Origin of the sequence: uncultured Corynebacterium sp., assembly GCF_945649885.1 — a bacterium.
GTDB lineage: Bacteria > Actinomycetota > Actinomycetes > Mycobacteriales > Mycobacteriaceae > Corynebacterium.
On record NZ_CALZFS010000004.1, the window covers coordinates 29,518 to 49,038 of the forward strand.

18 protein-coding genes are annotated in these 19,521 nt (G+C 59.1%); 13 read left to right on the top strand and 5 right to left on the bottom strand.

From position 1 onward, the window contains the following. The first annotated feature begins 285 nt into the window (after positions 1–285). From Q0M74_RS00950 to Q0M74_RS00960, 3 genes are all read left to right on the top strand, one after another. Entirely contained in the window at positions 286–540 is a 255-nt protein-coding gene (locus Q0M74_RS00950; RefSeq protein WP_293950881.1) for a hypothetical protein, read from the top strand. A gap of 84 nt (positions 541–624) precedes the next feature. Then, positions 625–1,086 (top strand): acyl-CoA thioesterase, encoded by a 462-nt coding sequence (locus Q0M74_RS00955; protein ID WP_293950883.1) that lies wholly within the window; start codon positions 625–627, stop codon positions 1,084–1,086. After that, positions 1,086–1,715, top strand: coding sequence for a hypothetical protein (locus Q0M74_RS00960; protein ID WP_293950885.1), 630 nt, complete (start codon positions 1,086–1,088; stop codon positions 1,713–1,715). The genes Q0M74_RS00955 and Q0M74_RS00960 overlap by 1 nt, the downstream gene beginning before the upstream one ends. Here the strand turns inward: Q0M74_RS00960 and chrA are convergent. Both chrA and Q0M74_RS00970 read right to left on the bottom strand, forming a co-directional pair. Further along, complete coding sequence (gene chrA, locus Q0M74_RS00965) at positions 1,712–2,860, bottom strand: chromate efflux transporter (protein ID WP_293950887.1); 1,149 nt, start codon at positions 2,858–2,860, stop codon at positions 1,712–1,714. The genes Q0M74_RS00960 and chrA overlap by 4 nt on opposite strands. 22 nt (positions 2,861–2,882) lie before the next feature. After that, entirely contained in the window at positions 2,883–3,296 is a 414-nt protein-coding gene (locus tag Q0M74_RS00970; protein WP_293950889.1) for a globin, read from the bottom strand. A 140-nt stretch (positions 3,297–3,436) separates the two neighbouring features. Between Q0M74_RS00970 and Q0M74_RS00975 the strand changes: the two genes are divergently transcribed. Beyond that, positions 3,437–4,162 (top strand): ATP-binding cassette domain-containing protein, encoded by a 726-nt coding sequence (locus Q0M74_RS00975; protein ID WP_366087628.1) that lies wholly within the window; start codon positions 3,437–3,439, stop codon positions 4,160–4,162. 103 nt (positions 4,163–4,265) lie between these two features. Next, positions 4,266–5,429, top strand: coding sequence for a cystathionine gamma-synthase (locus Q0M74_RS00980; protein WP_293950893.1), 1,164 nt, complete (start codon positions 4,266–4,268; stop codon positions 5,427–5,429). Positions 5,430–5,435: 6 nt separating this feature from the next. On the opposite strand, the gene Q0M74_RS00985 is transcribed toward Q0M74_RS00980, so the two are convergent. Continuing rightward, entirely contained in the window at positions 5,436–6,179 is a 744-nt protein-coding gene (locus Q0M74_RS00985) for a TetR/AcrR family transcriptional regulator (protein WP_293950895.1), read from the bottom strand. A 117-nt stretch (positions 6,180–6,296) separates the two neighbouring features. Here Q0M74_RS00985 and Q0M74_RS00990 point away from each other — a divergent pair, with 117 nt between their 5' ends. Beyond that, positions 6,297–7,004, top strand: a complete 708-nt coding sequence (locus Q0M74_RS00990) for an SDR family oxidoreductase (RefSeq protein ID WP_293950897.1) — start codon at positions 6,297–6,299, stop codon at positions 7,002–7,004. Between the two features lie 99 nt (positions 7,005–7,103). Here the strand turns inward: Q0M74_RS00990 and Q0M74_RS00995 are convergent, their stop codons facing one another. Both Q0M74_RS00995 and Q0M74_RS01000 read right to left on the bottom strand, forming a co-directional pair. Next, positions 7,104–8,489 (bottom strand): aspartate aminotransferase family protein, encoded by a 1,386-nt coding sequence (locus Q0M74_RS00995; protein WP_293950899.1) that lies wholly within the window; start codon positions 8,487–8,489, stop codon positions 7,104–7,106. A 120-nt stretch (positions 8,490–8,609) separates the two neighbouring features. Continuing rightward, positions 8,610–10,595: an FAD/NAD(P)-binding protein gene (locus tag Q0M74_RS01000; RefSeq protein ID WP_293950901.1), complete on the bottom strand. Its 1,986-nt coding sequence runs from the start codon at positions 10,593–10,595 to the stop codon at positions 8,610–8,612. A 250-nt stretch (positions 10,596–10,845) separates the two neighbouring features. On the opposite strand from Q0M74_RS01000, the gene Q0M74_RS01005 reads away from it, so the two are divergent. The 7 genes from Q0M74_RS01005 to Q0M74_RS01035 all read left to right on the top strand — a co-directional run. Beyond that, positions 10,846–12,546, top strand: a complete 1,701-nt coding sequence (locus Q0M74_RS01005) for a TIGR04028 family ABC transporter substrate-binding protein (RefSeq protein WP_366087624.1) — start codon at positions 10,846–10,848, stop codon at positions 12,544–12,546. After that, positions 12,547–13,488 (top strand): ABC transporter permease, encoded by a 942-nt coding sequence (locus Q0M74_RS01010; RefSeq protein ID WP_293950905.1) that lies wholly within the window; start codon positions 12,547–12,549, stop codon positions 13,486–13,488. A 5-nt stretch (positions 13,489–13,493) separates the two neighbouring features. Continuing rightward, positions 13,494–14,375 (top strand): ABC transporter permease, encoded by an 882-nt coding sequence (locus tag Q0M74_RS01015; protein WP_293950907.1) that lies wholly within the window; start codon positions 13,494–13,496, stop codon positions 14,373–14,375. Positions 14,376–14,380: 5 nt separating this feature from the next. Then, the gene (locus Q0M74_RS01020) at positions 14,381–16,078 is read left to right on the top strand and encodes an ABC transporter ATP-binding protein (RefSeq protein ID WP_293950909.1); all 1,698 of its coding nucleotides are present in this window, start codon (positions 14,381–14,383) and stop codon (positions 16,076–16,078) included. Positions 16,079–16,101: 23 nt separating this feature from the next. Next, the gene (locus Q0M74_RS01025) at positions 16,102–17,346 is read left to right on the top strand and encodes an alkylhydroperoxidase domain protein (protein WP_293950911.1); all 1,245 of its coding nucleotides are present in this window, start codon (positions 16,102–16,104) and stop codon (positions 17,344–17,346) included. A 265-nt stretch (positions 17,347–17,611) separates the two neighbouring features. After that, entirely contained in the window at positions 17,612–18,442 is an 831-nt protein-coding gene (locus Q0M74_RS01030) for an SDR family NAD(P)-dependent oxidoreductase (RefSeq protein WP_293950913.1), read from the top strand. 48 nt (positions 18,443–18,490) lie between these two features. Further along, on the top strand, positions 18,491–19,521 hold a 1,031-nt coding region (locus Q0M74_RS01035), incomplete at its 3' end, for a serine hydrolase (protein ID WP_293950915.1).

Consider the following 19,521-nt stretch of genomic DNA (forward strand, 5'->3'; position numbering starts at 1 on the left):
CCTTTAAGCAGGCTGGGTATCTTGTGCCACATCATCCAGGGGGGGGCTGTCCGTTTCAGGACGTCGTGCACTGTTCGCCGTGGGTGCTGTCGGTTCGGGTCTAGCCATGAGCGACTACTTGGGAGCTATCCACTCTGGAAACTAGGTGGGCATCTTCGCCGCCGGCACCATTATGTCTGGACTGTTGTACTCCTGCTTCAATGCTGTGTGGCCACCCTTTTACACAGAGATGTTCCCACTGCAGTCAGGAGCACCGGACTGGCCCTGGGTACCCAGATTGGATTCGTGGTATCTCATGGCTTTGTCCCGGTGATCGCCTCCTGGATCGCGGGTGGTGCCGGTGACAACTGGGCAGGCGTGAGAATCTTCGTGACAGTGGTGTGCGTACTTGCAGCTGGGGCTGCATTGACAGCCAAGGAAATCACTCCACTCAACCTGGATGAGATCGATGCGCTGCACCTGGAACGTACCGAACAGGATGACCTTGTTCGGAGCAGAGCGAATGTGGAAAAGCGTCAAACATCCGTGGTTGTGGAGTAGCAAGTACCCCGCAGCACCAGATGGTCGGTAGAATGCTTGCGAGACGCATGAACACCCCTATAGAAAGAGGCCGAGGCTAACTCCATGGCAGCCAGCGAAGATAAGAACCTGAACTCTCTCCACACCGCAGAGATCAAGCTGCGATGGTCTGACTTTGACCGTTTCGGACACGTCAACAACGCCGCTCTCATTGAGATTGCGCAGGAAGCCCGACTGTCCTTCGCAGAGGATCAGTTCCGCGAGCGTGGCTATGAGATCCCTGCAGTGTTTGTCCGCCACCTCGAGGTGGACTACTTGCGTGCGATCCTGCCTGACACTGTCACCGCAGTAGTGGAAACCCTTGTCACCAAGATCGGCAATACATCCTTCACCACCCGCCAGGAAGTCAAGGACCGTACCGGACGGGTCTGCTGCGTCGTCGAATGCGTACAGGTCACCGTCAACATTCAGACTGCTGCACCGCGTTCCATCAGCAAGGTGGAGCGCAAGGTCCTGACACGCGTTGCCAGCTCCGAGGTCCAGGAGAAGGAAGCCCTGGAAGTCTAGTGGCTGAATTTCTCACCATTGAAGCCGGTGCCCAGAATCTCCAGGTGTTGGTGGCCCGTGCCGTGGGCATTGAATCAACCGCCAGCGCACGTTTCCGTCAGCTGACCCCGGACATGGTGGATGTTTTTGTCACCACTCCTTTCGGGGTGACTGCCGCCCGCCGGATCAAAGGTGTGGCAGGACGTGACGGTGCCACCGTCGGGGCATCTGATTTACTCAACGCACTCACGGAGGGATCTTCAGAGATCGGTCCGGCACGTGATGCCAACTGGCCAGGGTCCCTTCCTCCCGCCAGCGGGTTCATCCTTGTTGATGACATCCCGGTCAGGGTTGTCCGTCAGCTGGCGGATCAGGGACAGGCTCTGGCGCGCCAGTTTTCCGGCCCGATGGGCCCGCCAACTTCACTGATGGACCAGGAGGTCATCAGTTTGGAGGGCAATGGGAAGACTGCACAGATCCAGATGCGAACCATCTTCACCTGCACCTCTCTAGGCCTGATCCCGGGGTACGCAGCACCTGAGGATGTACCACGGCATCTGCGTGTGTCGGTCAACGGTCGATGGACACGGGTGGATGCCCCCTACGGCAGCGTCTACCATTCCGCAGGTTTAGGGCTCAGCGTTTTCTAGCCAAGTAACACCCATCCCGCCAGGGCTGATCCCACTGCGATCGCCCAGGGCGGGATTTTCCATTTGGCCAGTCCCAACCAGCACACTGCTGTAATGCCCAGGGAAGCAATACCTGTGATGCCGTGGGTGAAGACAGGGTCGTAGAGTGCTGCACCGAGTAGACCCACCACTCCGGAATTCACACCCTGTACCGCAGCCTGCAGCACCTGGTTCTTACGCCACCTGCCCCAGAAGTGGAGACCTGCCACCATGAGCAGGGCACCGGGGATGAAAATCAACACGGTGGCGATGACAGCACCGATGACTCCGCCGTGAACAGCACCGATATAGGTGGCGAAGGAGAACATCGGGCCAGGTACTGCCTGGGCTGCGGAATATCCGGCAAGGAAGTCGGTCTGTGTGATCCAACCGGGGATGACCACAAGCTGTTCAAGAAGAGGCAAGACCACATGACCACCACCGAAGACCACCGAACCGGCATGGAAGAAGGCCGGGTAGAAACCACCCAGGAGCACTGCTGCAATCAATCCCACGGCAAAGAGCATCAGGGCTCCAATACCGGCCCAGGTTGGGACCGGACGGATACCACTGGCAAGCGCCTCACCCTTATCTGCACCACCGCGCAACAGGATGGCACCGGCTACTCCCGCCGCCAGAATCACCGCAAGATGCGTGAAGGTGGAGGGCACAGCCAGTACTGCGATACCTGCCACCACGGCGATGGTGGCGGTGATCTTTGTGTTGGCCATATTTTTAGCCATGCCGCTGACGGCGTGGAACACCACTGCCACGGCGGCAGCCAATAGACCCATGGTCCAGCCAGCAGTGGGGGAATCAAAGAGCAGCGCGAAAGCTGCCATCAACACTGCAGCGGGCAGGGTGAAGGCCAACCATGCAACAGCCAGGCCACCAAAACCTGCGCGGTGGTACCCCAGGGCCATACTCACCTGAGAGGATCCGGGGCCGGGCAGTAGTTGACTGATGGCTACGACCTCGGCGTAGTCGGAATCATTGAGCCATCTACGACGAACCACAAATTCCTCACGGAAATAACCGAGGTGCGCAGTCGGGCCACCGAAGGCGGTGAAGCCCAGGAGCCCGAAGGTGCGCAGCACTTCAAGAATGCGGGATGGAGAAAGAGTCACGAAGTGTCACTCTATGGTGGATTTACCCACTCTGCTCATGTGGATCTGGGTTGGAGTTGATCAGCATATTTGCCACCTTCAGCATGTGATCCCAGAGTGCCGCACGCTGGTCGTCGTTAAGCGTCTCCTTATCGATGGTGTCCAGAGACTTCTGCATCATCTCCAACCAGCGTTCCGCCGCGGTGACGCCGATGGGGTAGTGGGCATGACGCATGCGCAGACGTGGGTGGCCACGTTGCTCGGAATAGTCGGTGGGGCCACCCCAGTACTGGACCAAGAACATTTTCAAACGCGCCTCGGCACCTTCCCAGTCATCTGGTGGGTACATCGGGCCGAGGATGTCATCCTTGCGTACCTGCTGGTAAAAGCGGTGGACGATGAGGGAGAAGGTCTCCTCCCCGCCGACGCTGTCATAGAAATTTTCTGGGACTGTCATACCTGCCAGTCTAGGCCCTGCCGAGATGGTCCTGGATGGTGCGGGCTGCTATGAGGGCCCCTTGTAGGGTGATGGGTATGACCGATACAGCTGCCGATAGCCTGGTTTTTTCTGATGTCACCGTGCGCCGCGGTGACAAGCTGTTGGTGGAGGGGGTCAACCTCCGGATTCCGCAGGGTTCACACTGGGCGATCCTGGGCCCCAACGGGGCGGGCAAGACCACCCTGCTGAAAATGGCCGGCACCATGCTGTTCCCCTCTGAAGGCAGCGTGGATGTGCTCGGCCACCGTTATGGACGGGTGGATACCCGCATGCTGCGTCGCCACATTGGTTATGTTGATCCCAAACAACGGTTGGATGACATGCCGGCACATGAGGCGGTGTTGTCTGGTGTCACTGCAACGAACGGTCTACTTACCCGTTGGGAACCCACCCGTGCAGACCTGATCCGACGTGATCAGTTGCTGGAGCTGGTCGGCATGGGCGACCGCGCTGATCGACGCTGGTCCGCCATGAGCCAAGGCGAACGCGCAAGAACCCTGATTGCCCGCGCGCTGATCCCCTCACCTGAGCTGATGCTTCTCGACGAACCCAGCACCGGTCTCGACCTACCAGGACGAGAGACCCTGCTGAAGGTCATAGATACGCTACGCACCGAGGTCCCCCGATTGACCACGGTGATGATCACCCATCATGTGGAGGATATCGCCGCTTCCACCACTGATGTGCTGATGATGAAAAATGGCCACATCACCTCAGCCGGGCCTGTGTGCGATGTGCTGACCGCAGAAAACCTCGGGGAACTCTATGACATGGAGGTCCAACTGGAGCGTGTCCGCGGCCGGTGGTTTGCCTTTGAAGCATGAGGGGTCGCCTGAATGTAATGGGGGGAGGGTTTGCCCATAAATGAACAGCTTGGTCTAGTATGGCCCACAGCCCCGCAGTTTATTTTTCAGGAGTTGATCTCACGTGTCCACCAAGCCCAGCAAACAGGGTTTCTCAACCGCCTCGATTCACGCAGGATATGAGCCGGACGATTACTATGGCTCGATCAACATCCCGATTTATGCGTCCACCACCTTTGCGCAGGATGGCTTGAACGAACTGCGCCGTGGTTATGAATACACCCGTGTCGGCAATCCGACCATCACCGCCCTGGAGCAGACTGTTGCCGCTCTGGAGGGTGCTGAATATGGCCGTGCCTTCTCCTCTGGAATGGCTGCCACCGATATCCTCTTCCGTATCCTGCTCAAGCCTGGTGACCACATCATCCTGGGTAATGATGCCTATGGCGGAACCTTCCGCCTCATTGACACCGTCTTCACTGTCTGGGGTGTTGAATACTCCGTGGTGGACACCTCTGTGGTGGAGGAAGTCAAGGCTGCACTCAAGGACAACACCAAGCTGATCTGGGTGGAGACCCCCACCAACCCGGCGCTGTCGATCACTGACATTGAAGCTGTGGCCAAGGCTGCTGAAGGCACCAGTGCCAAGCTCGTGGTGGATAACACCTTTGCATCCCCGTACCTGCAGCAGCCGCTGAAGCTTGGTGCTCACGCCGTGCTGCACTCCACCACTAAGTACATCGGTGGACACTCGGATGTTGTTGGCGGGCTTGTTGTCACCAATGATCAGTCCCTTGATGAGGAACTGCTGTTCATGCAGGGTGGCATCGGTCCGATCCCGAGTGTGTTTGATGCGTACCTGACTGCCCGTGGTCTCAAGACCCTCGGTGTCCGCATGGATCGCCACTGCGATAATGCCGAGAAGGTTGCAGAGTTCCTCGATGGTCGTCCTGAGGTGTCCCAGGTGCTCTACCCGGGTCTGGAGTCACACCCCGGACATGAGGTTGCGGCACGTCAGATGAAGCGTTTCGGTGGAATGATCTCCGTTCGTTTTGCTGGTGGTGAGGAAGCAGCCCGGAAGTTCTGTACCTCCACCAAATTGATCTGCCTGGCAGAATCGCTCGGTGGCGTGGAGTCCCTCTTGGAGCACCCGGCCACCATGACCCACCAGTCCGCGGCAGGTTCACAGCTTGAGGTGCCACGCGATCTGGTGCGTATCTCCATTGGTATTGAAGACGTTGAGGACCTGCTCGCAGATGTCGAGCAGGCCCTCAATGAGCTGAACTGATTGTGATTACTGCCCGAGGAGCTTTTCCACGTAGGCGATCCGGGCCTCAATGATCTGTTCGAAGAGTTCGTCAGCGGTGCTGACGGACTCTTCTGTTGCTTGACGGCTCAAGGGAGCATCAAGCTCGGGGTTCTGATCCAGCCAGGGCTTGGGAACCGGATGGAAGGTGGTTTCCTTGCTCTCCTCATCACGGTTGTCATAGTTGTAATCAGAGGTCAGGGCGAAGCTGAAGAGGTCAGCCAGCAGCATCTCGCGGACAATGGTGGCCTGTTTCAGACTGAGCCCGATGTCGGTGAGGAATTTGAGGGACTTTTCCGCCACCGCGATGCGGATGGGGGAGGTGCCTCGTGGGGTGATGTGTTCATCAAGTGCCACCAGGAGCACCCGGGGGTGCTTGCGGAACTGATTGCGGAGGCTGCTCCACAGCAGGTGGAAGGAGTCACGCCAGTTGGTGGGATCTAGGTCGGGTATAACGATGTCTTCAATGAGACGAACCCAGATCCTGTCGATGATCTCCTGGCGGTTGGTCACATGGTTATAAAGGGCGCGGGGGGTAACGCCCATGTCTCGCGCCAGACGGTTCATGGTGACCGCGGTGAATCCCTCCTGCCCAGCAATGTTGAGGGTGCGTTCCACAATGGCATCCACGGTGAGGATACGTTGGGTGGGGCGTCCCGGGCGGCGACCGGTGGAGCCGACGGTGGTGGAAGAGGGGGAGTCTACTACAGGCTTTATCGTTTCGCTTGGCATGATTGTTCAGATTACGCCTTTGGGACGACTTAATCCATAGGATTGTTTCAGAGTAGACCTGCAGTTTTAGGGATGTACCTAAATTTGGGTGTGAAAATAGTTTGGAAGGGAAATATTATGGCTGATTCTGTGGCTGTAGTCACCGGGGCGACCGGAGGAATGGGAATTGAGATTGTCCGGGACCTGGCCCGTGACCACGTGGTCTATGCACTGGGGCGCAATGAGGACGTATTGGCAGAAGTGGCGGAACTAGACAATGTCATTGCCGTGCACACCGATATCGTTGCGGATGTGATGGGTGGCAATGGTGTGGAGGCACTTGCCGGGTTGGACCGTGTTGATGTCCTGGTTCATGCGGCAGCCATCGCACGCAATCTCTCTGTTGAAACCGCCACCGTGGAAGACTGGAATGCCCACCTGAATCTCAACGTGGTGGTGCCGGCAGAACTCAGCAGGTGTCTGTTGAAGCCACTGCGTTCAGCGGAGGGGCAGATCGTCTTCATCAACTCAGGTGCCGGCAATGGTGCGCACCCGGGTAATACTGTTTATGCAGTGAGCAAGCATGCATTGCGGGGTCTGGCGGATGCCCTGCGCAAGGAGGAAGCTAACCATGGTGTGCGGGTGTCCACCGTGAGCCCGGGACCCACTGATACGGCTATGTTGCGTGGTCTGATGGATGCCCAGGGCAGTGATTATCAGCCTGAGCTGTACATCGATCCGGTTGAGGTGGCCTCTGCCATCCGCTTTGTGGTGGATGCGGGAAAGAGCACCCAGATCACCAATGTGGATGTGCGTCCCAGGATAGAACTGGGCGATCGCAGGTAACGCAGGAGGATGTCCCCTTCAGGTCAACGTCTCGGCCCTTTTTAGCTCTTTAATCATGGCAAAAGGCACAGGACGTTGACCTCGGCACACAACCCTGGATCAGAGTGCCGCGTCAACAGCAGCTGCAGCGGCATCGATGGCATCCAGCAGCTGGTTCAGCTCTTCCGCAGAGGTGATCAGGGGTGGGGCGATGTGGAAGCGGTGTCCGGAGATCATCGGCCAGACTCCGTGTTCCTTGAATGTGGAAGCGCCGGCGGCCATGGCCTCAGCACTTGCCGGGGTCTTGGCGGCTGCATCAGAGACGAATTCCAGGGCCCAGAAGAAGCCGACGCCACGGACATCGCCCACAACCTGGTACTTGTCAGCGATCGCAGCGAGACGCGGCGCGATCAGGTTCTGGCCAAGGTCAGACACACGATCGAAGATCTTCTCGTCTTCATAGACCTTGAGTGCCGCCAGTGCCGGGGCAACGGCCAGTGGGTGGCCGGAGTAGGTCAGCCCACCGGAGTAGGCCTGCTCGCCGAAGGTATCGCGGATCTCCTTGGTCATGATGACACCACCGAGTGGGGCATAACCTGCGTTGATGCCCTTGGCAAAGGTGATCATGTCCGGTGCCACCTCCTGGCCGGCGTGCTCATAGGCGAAGAACTTACCGGTGCGACCCAGCCCCACCATGACCTCATCGGCGATGAAGAGGATGCCGTGTTTATCGCATAGTTCACGCACACCGGCCAGATAGCCGGCTGGAGGCACGATGATGCCGGAGGAACCCACGACAGGTTCCAGGATGATCGCGGCGATCATGTTCGCTCCCTCAAATGCGATGGTGTCCTCCAGGTGTTTGAGTGCGCGTTCGCATTCCTGCTCGGGGCTGTCGGCGAAGAAGGATGAGCGGTAGAGGAACGGTGCCCAAAAGTGGTAGATATCGCCGTCGGTGGTGGGGTTGCCCAGACGACGGTTCTCACCGGTGAGCATCATCGCAGAACCGGTGGCACCGTGGTAGCTGCGGTAGGCGGACAGCACCTTGTTCTTACCGGTGTGCAGACGTGCCATGCGCACTGCGTGTTCGATGGCATCGGCACCACCGTTGGTGAAGAAGATGTGGGAGAAGTCTCCCTGCGCCTGCTCCACGATCTGGGCGGCTAATTCGGAGCGGATGTCATTGGCAAACGCCGGGTTCAGGTTGGTGATGCGTCCGGCCTGGGTGCGGATGGCTTCCACCAGTGCTGGATGGTTGTGGCCCAGGTTGGCGCTGACCAGCTGGGAACCCATGTCCAGGAAGGCGGTGCCGTCATAGTCATAGAGGGTGGCACCCTGTGCGGTTGCCCAGGCCTTGGGTGAAATCTTGTCCTGTGCGGACCAGGAATGAAAGACATGCGCCTTGTCCTGGGAGATGGTACGGGCCTCTTCGGCCTGGGCCTCAGGGGAGCCGAACTTAATGAAGTCGCCGTTGAAATTGGTGTAACCGGTGAGTGTTGAAGACATGAAAAAGTTCACTCCTATAAAGATTCAGAGAAATTCATTGTGAAGGACGCATATGTAGACCTTCAAACCTTGACTCTAACCTGGGAGTGAACTTTCTTTCATCCAGTGCTGATAGAAGGCTTAGGGCAACAACCCGGCGGTGCGCAGCACACTGAGTGCGGTGGCATCGGTTTCCTGCAGCATCAACGGGTTAGTTCCCGGCATCGGCGAGATGGTGGTATCCGGCAATTGACCATAGGTGGGGATGCCGATCAGGTGCACCCGCCTGTCCACTTCACCATCGAGATGGATCAGTTTGCGGGTGGCAGGATCGACCTCAGGGGAGCCGGAGGGGGCTTCCACACCATCGGAGGTGTAATTGTTGAAGGTTCGCACGCGGCCATCAGCCATGAGTGACTGACCCAGTGGATCGCCAGGGACGCGGATGTCAGGACTGTGCATCCAGGCGTCGATGAGCGTGGTGGAACGCAGTGGTGTGTCACCGGTGGTGGGGGAGGTCAGCTGCCAGGTGACATCGTCCCCGGTCATCTGCACGCTGATCTGTGGGCGGGCACCGGCGAAGGTGGCCAGGCCGGCGTCGATAAGCGCAAGGAGCTCACGGGTGCGGAACAGCGGTGGGCCGGAGCCAACCATCTGGCCGATCGCCATGACGGCGGCGAAACGGTTACGGCGTGATTCGAAGGTCAGGCGGCCTTCTGCGCCGAGAATGCTGCTGGGTTTACGTGATGCGGAAATAGACCACAGGGCTGATTTCAGGGGACTGTCCCACGCGAGCTCTGCGTGAATAATATCCTCAGCCATGCGCTCAGCGATGCGTGCGGTGACCTCCTCCACCGAACCGGTGACACCAGCCAGCGGGTACTCCCAGGCATGCAGATCAAAGAGGTGCTCGGCGGCGGAAACGTGGGCGCGCAGTGCAGTGGGCAGCTTATCGACGTCCACCTCATCAATGGTCGCGGTGATCGCATCCAGCGAGGTGGTGATGGCCTCCGGGTTCTGCTTATTCAGATTCTCATAATAAGCCTCATAAGCATCACGGGCTACTGCCGGCCAGACCTCCGTGTCATAGTTGATGCTGGCCACACCGCGTTGCTGGGCGTTGAGGGCACTGATCACAGCCTTGAGCCGAGCCAGCTTCGCAGCAGGTGGCAAAGACCTGTAATCAGACTTGGGCAGGTAGGGATAGCCACGGCCAGAGGAGATGACAAAGTGTGGCTCCTTGCCTGATGGTTCATAACGCAGGCCGGAACGCGTGCTGGGATCCTCATGGAAGATGCCACCGCGGTCAATGGTGGTCAGCGCCATGATATCGAAGAACCCCATGCCCAGTCCGCGGACCAGGACCTTGCCGCCTGCCGGAATGTCCTCATGGCTTTGCTCCAGGGGGTTGCCGGGCCTGATCCAGGTGAGCTCCGGGTGTTCTTCGGCGGCAGTTCCGAGGGCCTGCTCCTCAGCATTGGGAGCCGGGGTCTGCCAGCCCACCGCCAGCACGGTGGCATCAGCGGTCACCATCGTGGAATCGGACAGGGTGATAATGTCCCTATCGCCGTCCTCCCGGATATTAACCGCCCGGGCGTGATGCTGTTCCACCTGCACCCAGTCAGGAAGAAGCGTCAGTGCCACATCAAAAACCCAGCGCAGATACGCACCATAGAGGGCACGGGAAGGGTTGGACTCGGTGACGGTCTGCTCCAACTCCTCATGGAAATCCTCAGCAACTTCTGGTGCTGGCGGGTGCTTGTGGAAGAGTTCAACCGCGGCTGCCGGGATGTCAGTGAGGGTGTCCGGGGCGTCACCGCGCACCAGCCGGATCCAGTCATATTGAATGGGGCCTTCCACCACGGGGGCGGTGACCGTGGAGCCAGGTTCCGTGAAGAGGGTGACCGCACCGGCCAGGGTGTTCATGCACAGGGTGCGTGTCTGATCGGTGCGCCAGATATTGCCGGCACCCATCTCAGAATCCTCAATCAGATGCAGGGTGAGTCCACGGGACTGGAGCTCCTCCTGCGCGGCAGAGGCGATGGAATTGAGGGCGGCGGCGATTCTTTCAATAACTGAGATGCCTCGGGGACCCACCCCGACGATGGCGACCTGTGATGGGGGCATATTCAAAGAAACTCCTGCTCAATGGTGGAAAATAAACTATATAGACCGTGTAGTCTGTCACCCTAAAACCGATCTGTCTAAAAGTGTGTTATCTTTCAGTGAATAAATTAGCTGATACGGAAAGCGATTCACGAATCGATGGAAGGGGAACCCGGTGTTTAGAAAGCACACGCATGGAAAAAGACATGACCGGGAAAATGAACTAAGCGGTAGCCACAAACATACCGCTCGGTTTAGCAAGGTGTCAGGAGTGGTGGCTGCCACAGTCGCCAACCTGGCACTATTAGCAGGATGCACAGCAAGCCCGGCAGAGGGAAACGGCGAGGGCGGACACAACAACCTCACCTATCTCGAACCAGGCTTCTTTGCCACCCTTTACCCTCCATCAGCAGGCTTCTATCCCAACGGCGCCGTGGTCAACAACATCACCGACCGCCTGCTTTACCAGGACCCGGAAACCCTGGAACTCAAACCCTGGATCGCCACCGAACTGCCTGAGATCAATGAGGACGCCACGCAGTTCACCTTCACCATCCGCACCGATGTTACCTACTCCGACGGCACCCCCATGACCGCAGAGAACATCGTCAAGAACTTCGACCTCTACGGCAAAGGCGACCCCGACCGCCGCCTGACCACCTCAGAGCAGATCACCAGTTATGACCGCGGTGAAGTCATCGATGACAACACCATCCGCTTCCACTTCAACGAACCTGCACCCGGATTCGCCCAGGCCACCAGCTCCTTCAACGCAGGTCTCTACTCCGATGCCACCCTGGACTTCACCACCGAGGACTTCGCGCCGGGCAATGCCGTCAACATCATCGGCTCCGGCCCCTTTGTCATCACCGATGAAATCCTGGGCACCAACCTCACCCTCACGGCACGTGAGGATTATGACTGGGCGCCACCATCACGTGAGCATCAGGGACCTGCCAAGCTGGATTCCATTGACTATGTCCTGGCGGCAGAGGAATCCGTGCGCACCGGCGCGCTGGTATCCGGCCAGGCTGACATGGCCCGCCAGATTGAAGCCCCCGTTGAGGCACACCTTCAGAACCAAGGCTTGAACATTGTCTGGAACTCCACCAGTGGTGTGAACAACGGCTATTTCTTCCGCTTCAAGCACCCACTCCTGCAGGACATCAGGGTGCGCCAGGCACTCATCCACGGGGTGGACCGCGAAACCATCATGGATGTCCTGTTCAGTCCCTCCTACAAACTGGCCACCTCATCCTTGGCCTCCAATGCTCTGGGGTACAAGGAACAGGAGGGCGCCTATGACTATGACCAGGACGAAGCACAGCGTCTCCTCGATGAGGCCGGCTGGGTTATGGGACCTGATGGCTGGCGGGAAAAGGACGGAGAGATCCTCGAACTGACCTTTAACGAGGCCGTCCCACAGCCACGCTCCCGTGAAGTGACCACCATGGTGCAGGACCAGCTCTCCGCTATCGGTGTCAAGGTCAACATCAATCCCGGTGATCACGCCACCCAGACCGCAGACTCCCTGGACATCAACAAGATCCAGGTGCGCCACTCCATGGTGGGACGTGCCGATTATGACGTGCTGAAGTCCAAGTTCTACTCCAGCAACCGCAATGCACTGCTCAACTTCACCGAAGAAGAGGGCCAGGAGGACATCGGTGATCCCAAGCTGGAGGAACTGCTCTTCGCCATCGCCTCCAGCGCGAAGGAAGAAGACCGCGCGGCAGCATCAGCTGCAGCCCAGGACTACATCACCGAGATGGCCTATGTCCTGCCCCTGTTTGAAGAACCCGTGGTCTACGGTCTCCAACCCCATGTCAAGGGCTTCGCCCCGGAGGTCATCGGACGCCCAGACTTCTATGAAACCTATCTGGACTTCACTGAAGAGACTGCGAAGGACGACACCTCTGATGACGCTGCCGCTGGCGTTGAGGAAGAAGCAACACGAGAGAAGGAGGACTAAATGACCACCGCACAGATTCTGCGTCGTATCGGCCAGGCGGTCGTGGTGCTGCTGGTCACCTTCGTGCTGGCCTTCATCCTGCTGTCCGCACTACCTGGTGACGCCATCACCGCACGCTATGCCAGCCCAGATCTGGGACTCTCACCCAGCCAGATCCAGGAGATCCGTGAATCCTACGGAGCTGATGAATCCCTGATCAGCCAGTTCTTCCTCTCCCTGGGAGGATTCCTCACCGGAGACTTCGGCTACTCGGTCCAGTACGGCACCTCAGTGTCCACGATGATCGCGGAAGCCTTCCCCGGCACCCTGCTCCTGGCAGTGCTGGCCTTTGCCCTGGCAGTGATCTTGGCACTGGGTATCTCCATCCTGGCCACCCTGGACCGCTTCGCTTGGATCCGCACCATCTTCAACTCCCTGCCACCACTGTTCATCTCCCTGCCCAGCTTCTGGCTCGGCATCATGCTGATCCAGGTGGTCTCCTTCCGCCTGGGATGGGTCCCAGTGATCGGCGCATCCACCGCACAGGGACTGATCCTGCCCACCATCACCCTGTCCATCCCGATCGCAGCACCCCTGGCGCAGGTCCTCATCCGCTCCATTGAAGAGGTGAAGAACCAGCCGTTTGTGGCTGCTGTCCGAGCACGTGGTGCCAGCGAGATGTGGATCTTCTTCCGCAACATCATGCGCAATGCGCTCCTGCCCACCCTGACCATGGCAGGCATCCTCTTCGGTGAACTCGTCGGTGGTGCCGTGGTCACGGAAACCGTCTTCGGCCGCGCCGGTATCGGCGCCATGACGGTCAATGCCGTGGCTAACCGCGATACCCCGGTCATGTTGGCCATAGTGGTTATCGCCGCTGCCATCTACGTCCTGATCAACCTCATCGTGGACCTGCTCTACCCGGTCCTTGATGCTCGTCTGCGTCGCAGGGAAAGGGCATAACCCATATGTCTAACGCACAGATTCCCAAGAAACCGAAATTTGGCAATCAGCGCACCGGCGCTGTGGACCCGGGACGAAAGCGCCGTCACACCACCAATCCCTGGACCACTCCCGGCGCGATCATCTCCGTGATTGTTCTGGCTGTGGCGGTGCTGATGGCACTGGTGCCGGCACTGTTCACCAATAATGATCCCTTCAACTCCCAGACCACGGCCTTGTTGGAGCCCAGTGGTGAGCACTGGTTCGGTACGGATTCCGTGGGCCGTGATCTTTATGCCCGTGTGGTTTATGGTGCCCGTGAAACACTGCTGGGTGCCCTGATTGCGGTGCTGGTGGGGCTGGTGGTGGGCACCCTGATCGGTTTGCTCGCCGGTTCCCAACGTGGCTGGGTGGATACCCTGCTCATGCGTTTTGTGGATGTGTTGCTGTCCATCCCGGCGCTGTTGCTGTCACTGTCGGTGATCATCCTGCTGGGTTATGGAACGATGAATGCGGCGATTGCGGTGGGTGTGACTTCGGTGGCCACCTTTGCGCGCCTGGCACGTTCCCAGGTGATGACTGTTGCCGGTTCTGATTTCGTGGAGGCTGCCTATGGTTCGGGTGGCACTCAGGCGCAGGTGTTGTTCCGTCACATCCTGCCCAACTCCTTGACCCCGGTGATGGCGCTTGCCGCTCTGCAGTTTGGCTCCGCGATTTTGCAGTTGTCGATCCTGGGATTCCTGGGTTATGGTGCGCCGCCTCCGACCCCGGAGTGGGGCCTGCTGATCTCTGATGCCCGTGACTACATGGCTACCTCCTGGTGGCTGACCGTCCTGCCTGGTCTGGTCATCATCGCCGTTGTGTTGTCTGCGAATTACCTCAGCCGCATCATTCGAAAGGAGGCTTAAGAGTCATGAGTACCCCTGCATCACATTCCTCTGCTCGAAACGCCCAGGCTGGCACTGCCGCCAAGCAACCCCTGTTGGAGATCAATGACTTGGTGGTGTCCTATGGCACGGCCAAGGGGCTGGTTCATGCTGTGAACAATGTCAGTCTCCAGGTGCATCCGGGCCAGATCACCGCGATCGTGGGTGAGTCCGGTTCCGGTAAATCCACCACTGCACAAGCGGTGATTGGGTTGTTGGCGGACAATGCTGCGATTGACTCCGGTGAGATCACCTTCAATGGCCAGTCCCTGGTGGGGCTGAAGCCACGTGAGTGGAAGCAGCTCCGTGGCACCAGGATCGGTCTGATTCCCCAGGATCCCAACAATTCCCTGAACCCGGTGAAAACCATTGGCGCCTCAGTGGGAGAGGGGCTGGCCATCCACCGTCGTGGCACGGCGGAGACCCGGAAGAAGCGGGTCATTGAACTGCTGGACCGGGTGGGCATTGACAACCCTGAAGTCCGTTATGAGCAGTACCCGCATGAGCTCTCAGGTGGGATGAAACAGCGTGCACTCATCGCCGCTGCCATCGCCCTGGAACCAGAACTGATCATTGCTGATGAACCCACCTCCGCCCTGGATGTGACCGTTCAGAAGATCATCCTTGACCTTCTGGAAGAGATGCAGGAGGAGCTCGGCCTGGGCATCCTCTTCATCACCCATGACCTGGCTGTGGCCGGTGACCGCGCGGATCAGATCGTGGTCATGCAAAAAGGTGAGGTCCGGGAAAGTGGTCATGCTGCCTCCGTGCTGACTGACCCACAGGATGCCTACTCCCGTCAGCTTCTGGCGGACGCACCGTCCTTGGCCATCGGTGGGGTTCCGGCGCGCATCCCCGCGGTGGATCCGGGGGAAGCCAAGGCCAAGGGCCCACTGTTGGTGGTGGATAATTTTCTTAAGGAATATCAGCGGGGCAAGGACGATGTCTTTGTCGCCGTGGACAATGTCTCTTTCGAGGTGTTTCCCGGCACCACCCATGCGGTGGTGGGGGAGTCCGGTTCGGGTAAGACCACCATCGGTCGTGCCATCTCGGCGTTCAACACCCCGACCTCGGGTTCCATCACGGTGGCGGGTCAGGAGATCACCACGCTGAACAAGTCGCAGCAGCGTGAGCTGCGTCGTGAGGTTCAGCTGGTCTATCAGAACCCCTATTCCTCCCTGGATCCACGGCAGACCATCGGCACCACCATCGGTGAACCGCTGCGTAATTTCACCAACTTGTCCAAGCAGGAGATCTCCCGCAAGGTTGTGGAGTATCTGGATCTGGTGGCACTGGACCCACAGATGGCGTCACGACGTCCCCGTGAGCTGTCTGGTGGTCAGCGTCAGCGTGTGGCAATCGCACGCGCCATGATCTTAGAACCTGAGCTCGTGGTCTTCGATGAGGCTGTCTCCGCACTGGATGTGACGGTCCAGGCGCAGATCCTGCGGCTGCTGGATGAACTCCAGCGCGAGCTCGGCCTGACCTATGTGTTCATTTCCCATGACCTCGCGGTGGTGCGTGAGATCTCGGACACGGTGTCGGTGTTGAGCCGGGGCCAGCAGGTCGAACATGGCCGCACCGCCGATGTTTTCAACAACCCTCAGTCCGATTTCACCCGCCAGCTCATCGACGCGATCCCCGGATCGCGCTACCGTGGTGGCGACCTCAATTTAGGCCTCTAGGGCCCCGAACAGGAGAGATTCAAGTGGCAGATATTATCGATATGCTCGTCGGCGTTGACCTTCCCGAACTCCGTGACAATCGTCCCCAGGCACGCGACAATGCACAGAAGAGCTTCGAAGCACTTTTAGAGCCGATCAACCCGGGTACCTTCAGCTTCGGTGAGCGTTATGCCGTGGCCACCTACGTGGCAGGCCTCCACCGCTTTGAACCTGCGGTGGACCTCTACCAGGACCTGCTTCTCGACGACGCACCCACCACCCTGGCGTTGGCCGTCGCTGATGCCATCGACGCCACCGTCTCCGCCGGCCCCTATGGCACCTACCGTGAAAGCGGTCTGGCGGGGGAGTCGGAGCCGGGAGCGTCGGTACGCAATGACGCCGCCCGCCTGGGTGAGCGTCTGGCTGCGGCCTTCGACTACGCCCACCTGCTGGTTTTCCATCCCCGTGATTCCCGCCCTGAGGTTCTGGGACGCCTGTCTGCAGCGGGCTGGAGTGCGGATGACACCGTATCCCTGTCCCAGCTGATCAGCTTCCTCACCTTCCAGCTCCGTGTCGCCTATGGTCTACGCACCCTCAACGGTGAAGATATCCAGGCTCAGGACGTACAGCGTCTGGATGCCCCGGAGGTGGAGTGGACCTTGTCTGATCGTGGTTTCCCCATCACCACCTACGGTGAGCTCAACCGCCCGGATGTCTTTGTCAATCATGCCCTTGGCTGGAAGTCCTGGGTGGAGCCTGTGGCCAAGGCTGATCTTGATGAGGAGCAGATGGATTCCCTCATCAAGCCGGAACGTGCAGACATGCCCTACTTCCGTCTCCTGGCCCGTGATCCACAGGCACTGAAGGCCCGCACCCTGACCGACCTGGATATCTTCTACAACACCGAAGGTGAGGGCATGGGCAGGGCGGAGCGTGAAATCGCCGCCACCGTGACCTCCCGCTACAACGGCTGCGTCTACTGTGCCTCCGTGCACGCAGGACGCTCCGTCGAGGAGGCCCCAGAGCGTCTGGACCACGTCAATGCACTCATCAATGAGGGGGTGGATGCTGACCTCGGCTCTGAGCAGTGGAATGTCATCCGGGATGCCTCCCGTGCCCTGACCAGTACGCCGATGGCCTTCAACCAGGGCTGCATCAAGAAGTTGCGTGGCGTTGGTTTCAGCGATCTGCAGATCGTGGACATGATCAACTCCGTGGCGTTTTTCAACTGGGCCAACCGCCTCATGCTCTCCCTCGGGGAGCCGGAAGTGCCTAAGCGTTTCCTCTAGGCGTTCATCTGCCACTGACCTTTCTCCCTCCCCCCCCTGCGAAGGGCACATGTGATGTGTGTCTTTCCAGGGGGTGTTTCGTCTCTTCTCTAAGACATTGGATCCAGGGAGTCGATGGTGTTGTGTTTTTGATTCCCACCCCTTGATTGGGGTGAATATTGTTGGAACCTGCCCTTCTCACCTGCGGTTTCCCGCAACCTATGGACAAGTGTCTAGTCATTGTATTTGAATGTGTTCCACAGCACAGGAAGCACTTGGAGGGTATATGGTTCACAATAACGTCGGTTCACTTGAAGGCAGGGTCGCTCTGGTCACCGGTGCCGGATCCGGAATGGGTCTGGCAACTGTGAAGGCATTCGTGGAGCAGGGCGCCTATGTCTATGCACTGGATATATCCCAGGAGAACCTGGAACGCGAACTGGGATCTGAAGATCAGGTCACCGTCATCGCCGCGGACATCTCTGACTCGAAGGCTGTCAACGCTGCTTTTGACCAGGTCCGCGAAAACCACGGAAAGCTCCATGCACTGGTCAACGCCGCCGGTGTCAGCGTGCCCAACCGTCGTGCCGTCGAATGGGTCGACGATATCAACCACCGTATGGTCACTGCGATGAAGAAGGGTGAGCCCTTCGCACCGGAATTCCTCACGGAGATCCCAGATGAGGACTTTGACCGCGTCATGCAGATCAACCTCTACGGAACCTTCTACACCACCCGCGCTGCAGTCCCACTGCTCAAGGCGGCAGGTGGTGGAGCGATCACCAACTTCGCCTCTGTTGCAGGCCTGGTCGCACTGCTGATGCCGGCCTACTACCCGGCATCCAAGGCCGCCGTGGTCGGTATGACCCGCTCCAACGCCGGAGAACTCGCACCTTTCAACATCCGCGTCAACGCACTGGCCCCGGCCGGTATCAACACCGCCATGATGAACCAGTCCGGTGAGGACCACGTCCAGGCACTGCTCTCCCTGCAGCCCCTCAAGCGTCTGGCGGAACCCGAGGAGGTCGCCCAGACCCTCGTGTTCCTCTCCTCCGACGCCGGCGCCCACTACACCGGCCAGGTCTTCTCCCCGTCCGTCGTAGCGTACCTCACCTAGAAACACTCACCACAAAACATCTTCAACCCAAAGGAAACACACACCACCATGGCTTTGAACCCAGCACAGCTCAAGCGCATCGAAGAGACCATCCAGGCAGATATCGAGCGCGGCGATTACGACGGCGTCAACGTGATCATCGCCCAGCACGGTGAGATCGCACTCCAGGGAACTTACGGTTTCGCCGAGCGTGCCACCGAACGCCCTTCCCGACAGGATGACATCTACCGCGTCCTCTCCCTGTCCAAGGCATTCACCAATGCCCTGGCCTACCGTGCACTCGGTGAGGGCAAGCTCGCCCTGTCCACCCGTGTGGTCGAGGTTGTCCCGGAGTTCCTCGGTACCGATCCCTTCCGCATGATGCGCAAAGACAAGATCAACCTGTGGAACCTGCTCACCCACACCTCCGGCATGCCGGCTACCCCGAACCCGGGCATGCCCATCCAGGATTGCGTGAAGCTCCCGGAGATCGCCACGGCCATCGGCACCGTTGATGTCATCCACGAGCCGGGCACCCAGGTCAACTACTCCCCAGCGATCAACCACGCACTGATCGGTGAGATGGTCCGCCGCGCCTACGGTTACGACAGCTTCCAGGACATGGCCCGCGAGCTCATCTTCGAGCCACTGGGCATGAAGGACACCGCCTTCGGCCTGTCCAAGGAGAACGAGGACCGCGCCGTCCCGATCAAGGCATATGTCCCGGACACCGGGTTCCTGCGCCCCGAGGACATCGAGGGCCTCAACGAGGTCATCACCGAAGAGGCTGAACTGCCCTGGGTCGGCGCCACCACCACCGTGGATGACGTGTTCAAGTTCGTCGAGATGCTGCGCCGCAAGGGCGAGGTCAATGGTGAGCAGCTCATCGGCAAGGCCATCATCGAGCAGGCCACCACCCTCCAGACCGGCGATATGATGAACGACCTCTACACCATGGTCAACTCGGAAATGGGTTGGGCGGCACCGAAGGGCAACATCGGCCTCGGTGTCATCCTCTCCGGAACCGGCCCGGTCCCGAACTTCTTCGGACCGTTCACCTCCCCGAACGCCTTCGGCAACAACGGTGCCGGATCCACCCT

Excerpts from the sequence above, each read along its gene's own strand:
- Q0M74_RS00985 (WP_293950895.1), bottom strand. The coding sequence starts at position 6,179 with ATGCCAAGCGAAACGATAAAGCCTGTAGTAGACTCCCCCTCTTCCACC.
- Q0M74_RS01010 (WP_293950905.1), top strand. The coding sequence starts at position 12,547 with ATGACCACCGCACAGATTCTGCGTCGTATCGGCCAGGCGGTCGTGGTG.
- Q0M74_RS01015 (WP_293950907.1), top strand. The coding sequence starts at position 13,494 with ATGTCTAACGCACAGATTCCCAAGAAACCGAAATTTGGCAATCAGCGC.
- Q0M74_RS00995 (WP_293950899.1), bottom strand. The coding sequence starts at position 8,489 with ATGTCTTCAACACTCACCGGTTACACCAATTTCAACGGCGACTTCATT.
- Q0M74_RS00970 (WP_293950889.1), bottom strand. The coding sequence starts at position 3,296 with ATGACAGTCCCAGAAAATTTCTATGACAGCGTCGGCGGGGAGGAGACC.
- Q0M74_RS00955 (WP_293950883.1), top strand. The coding sequence starts at position 625 with ATGGCAGCCAGCGAAGATAAGAACCTGAACTCTCTCCACACCGCAGAG.
- Q0M74_RS01000 (WP_293950901.1), bottom strand. The coding sequence starts at position 10,595 with ATGCCCCCATCACAGGTCGCCATCGTCGGGGTGGGTCCCCGAGGCATC.
- Q0M74_RS01020 (WP_293950909.1), top strand. The coding sequence starts at position 14,381 with ATGAGTACCCCTGCATCACATTCCTCTGCTCGAAACGCCCAGGCTGGC.
- Q0M74_RS00990 (WP_293950897.1), top strand. The coding sequence starts at position 6,297 with ATGGCTGATTCTGTGGCTGTAGTCACCGGGGCGACCGGAGGAATGGGA.
- Q0M74_RS01030 (WP_293950913.1), top strand. The coding sequence starts at position 17,612 with ATGGTTCACAATAACGTCGGTTCACTTGAAGGCAGGGTCGCTCTGGTC.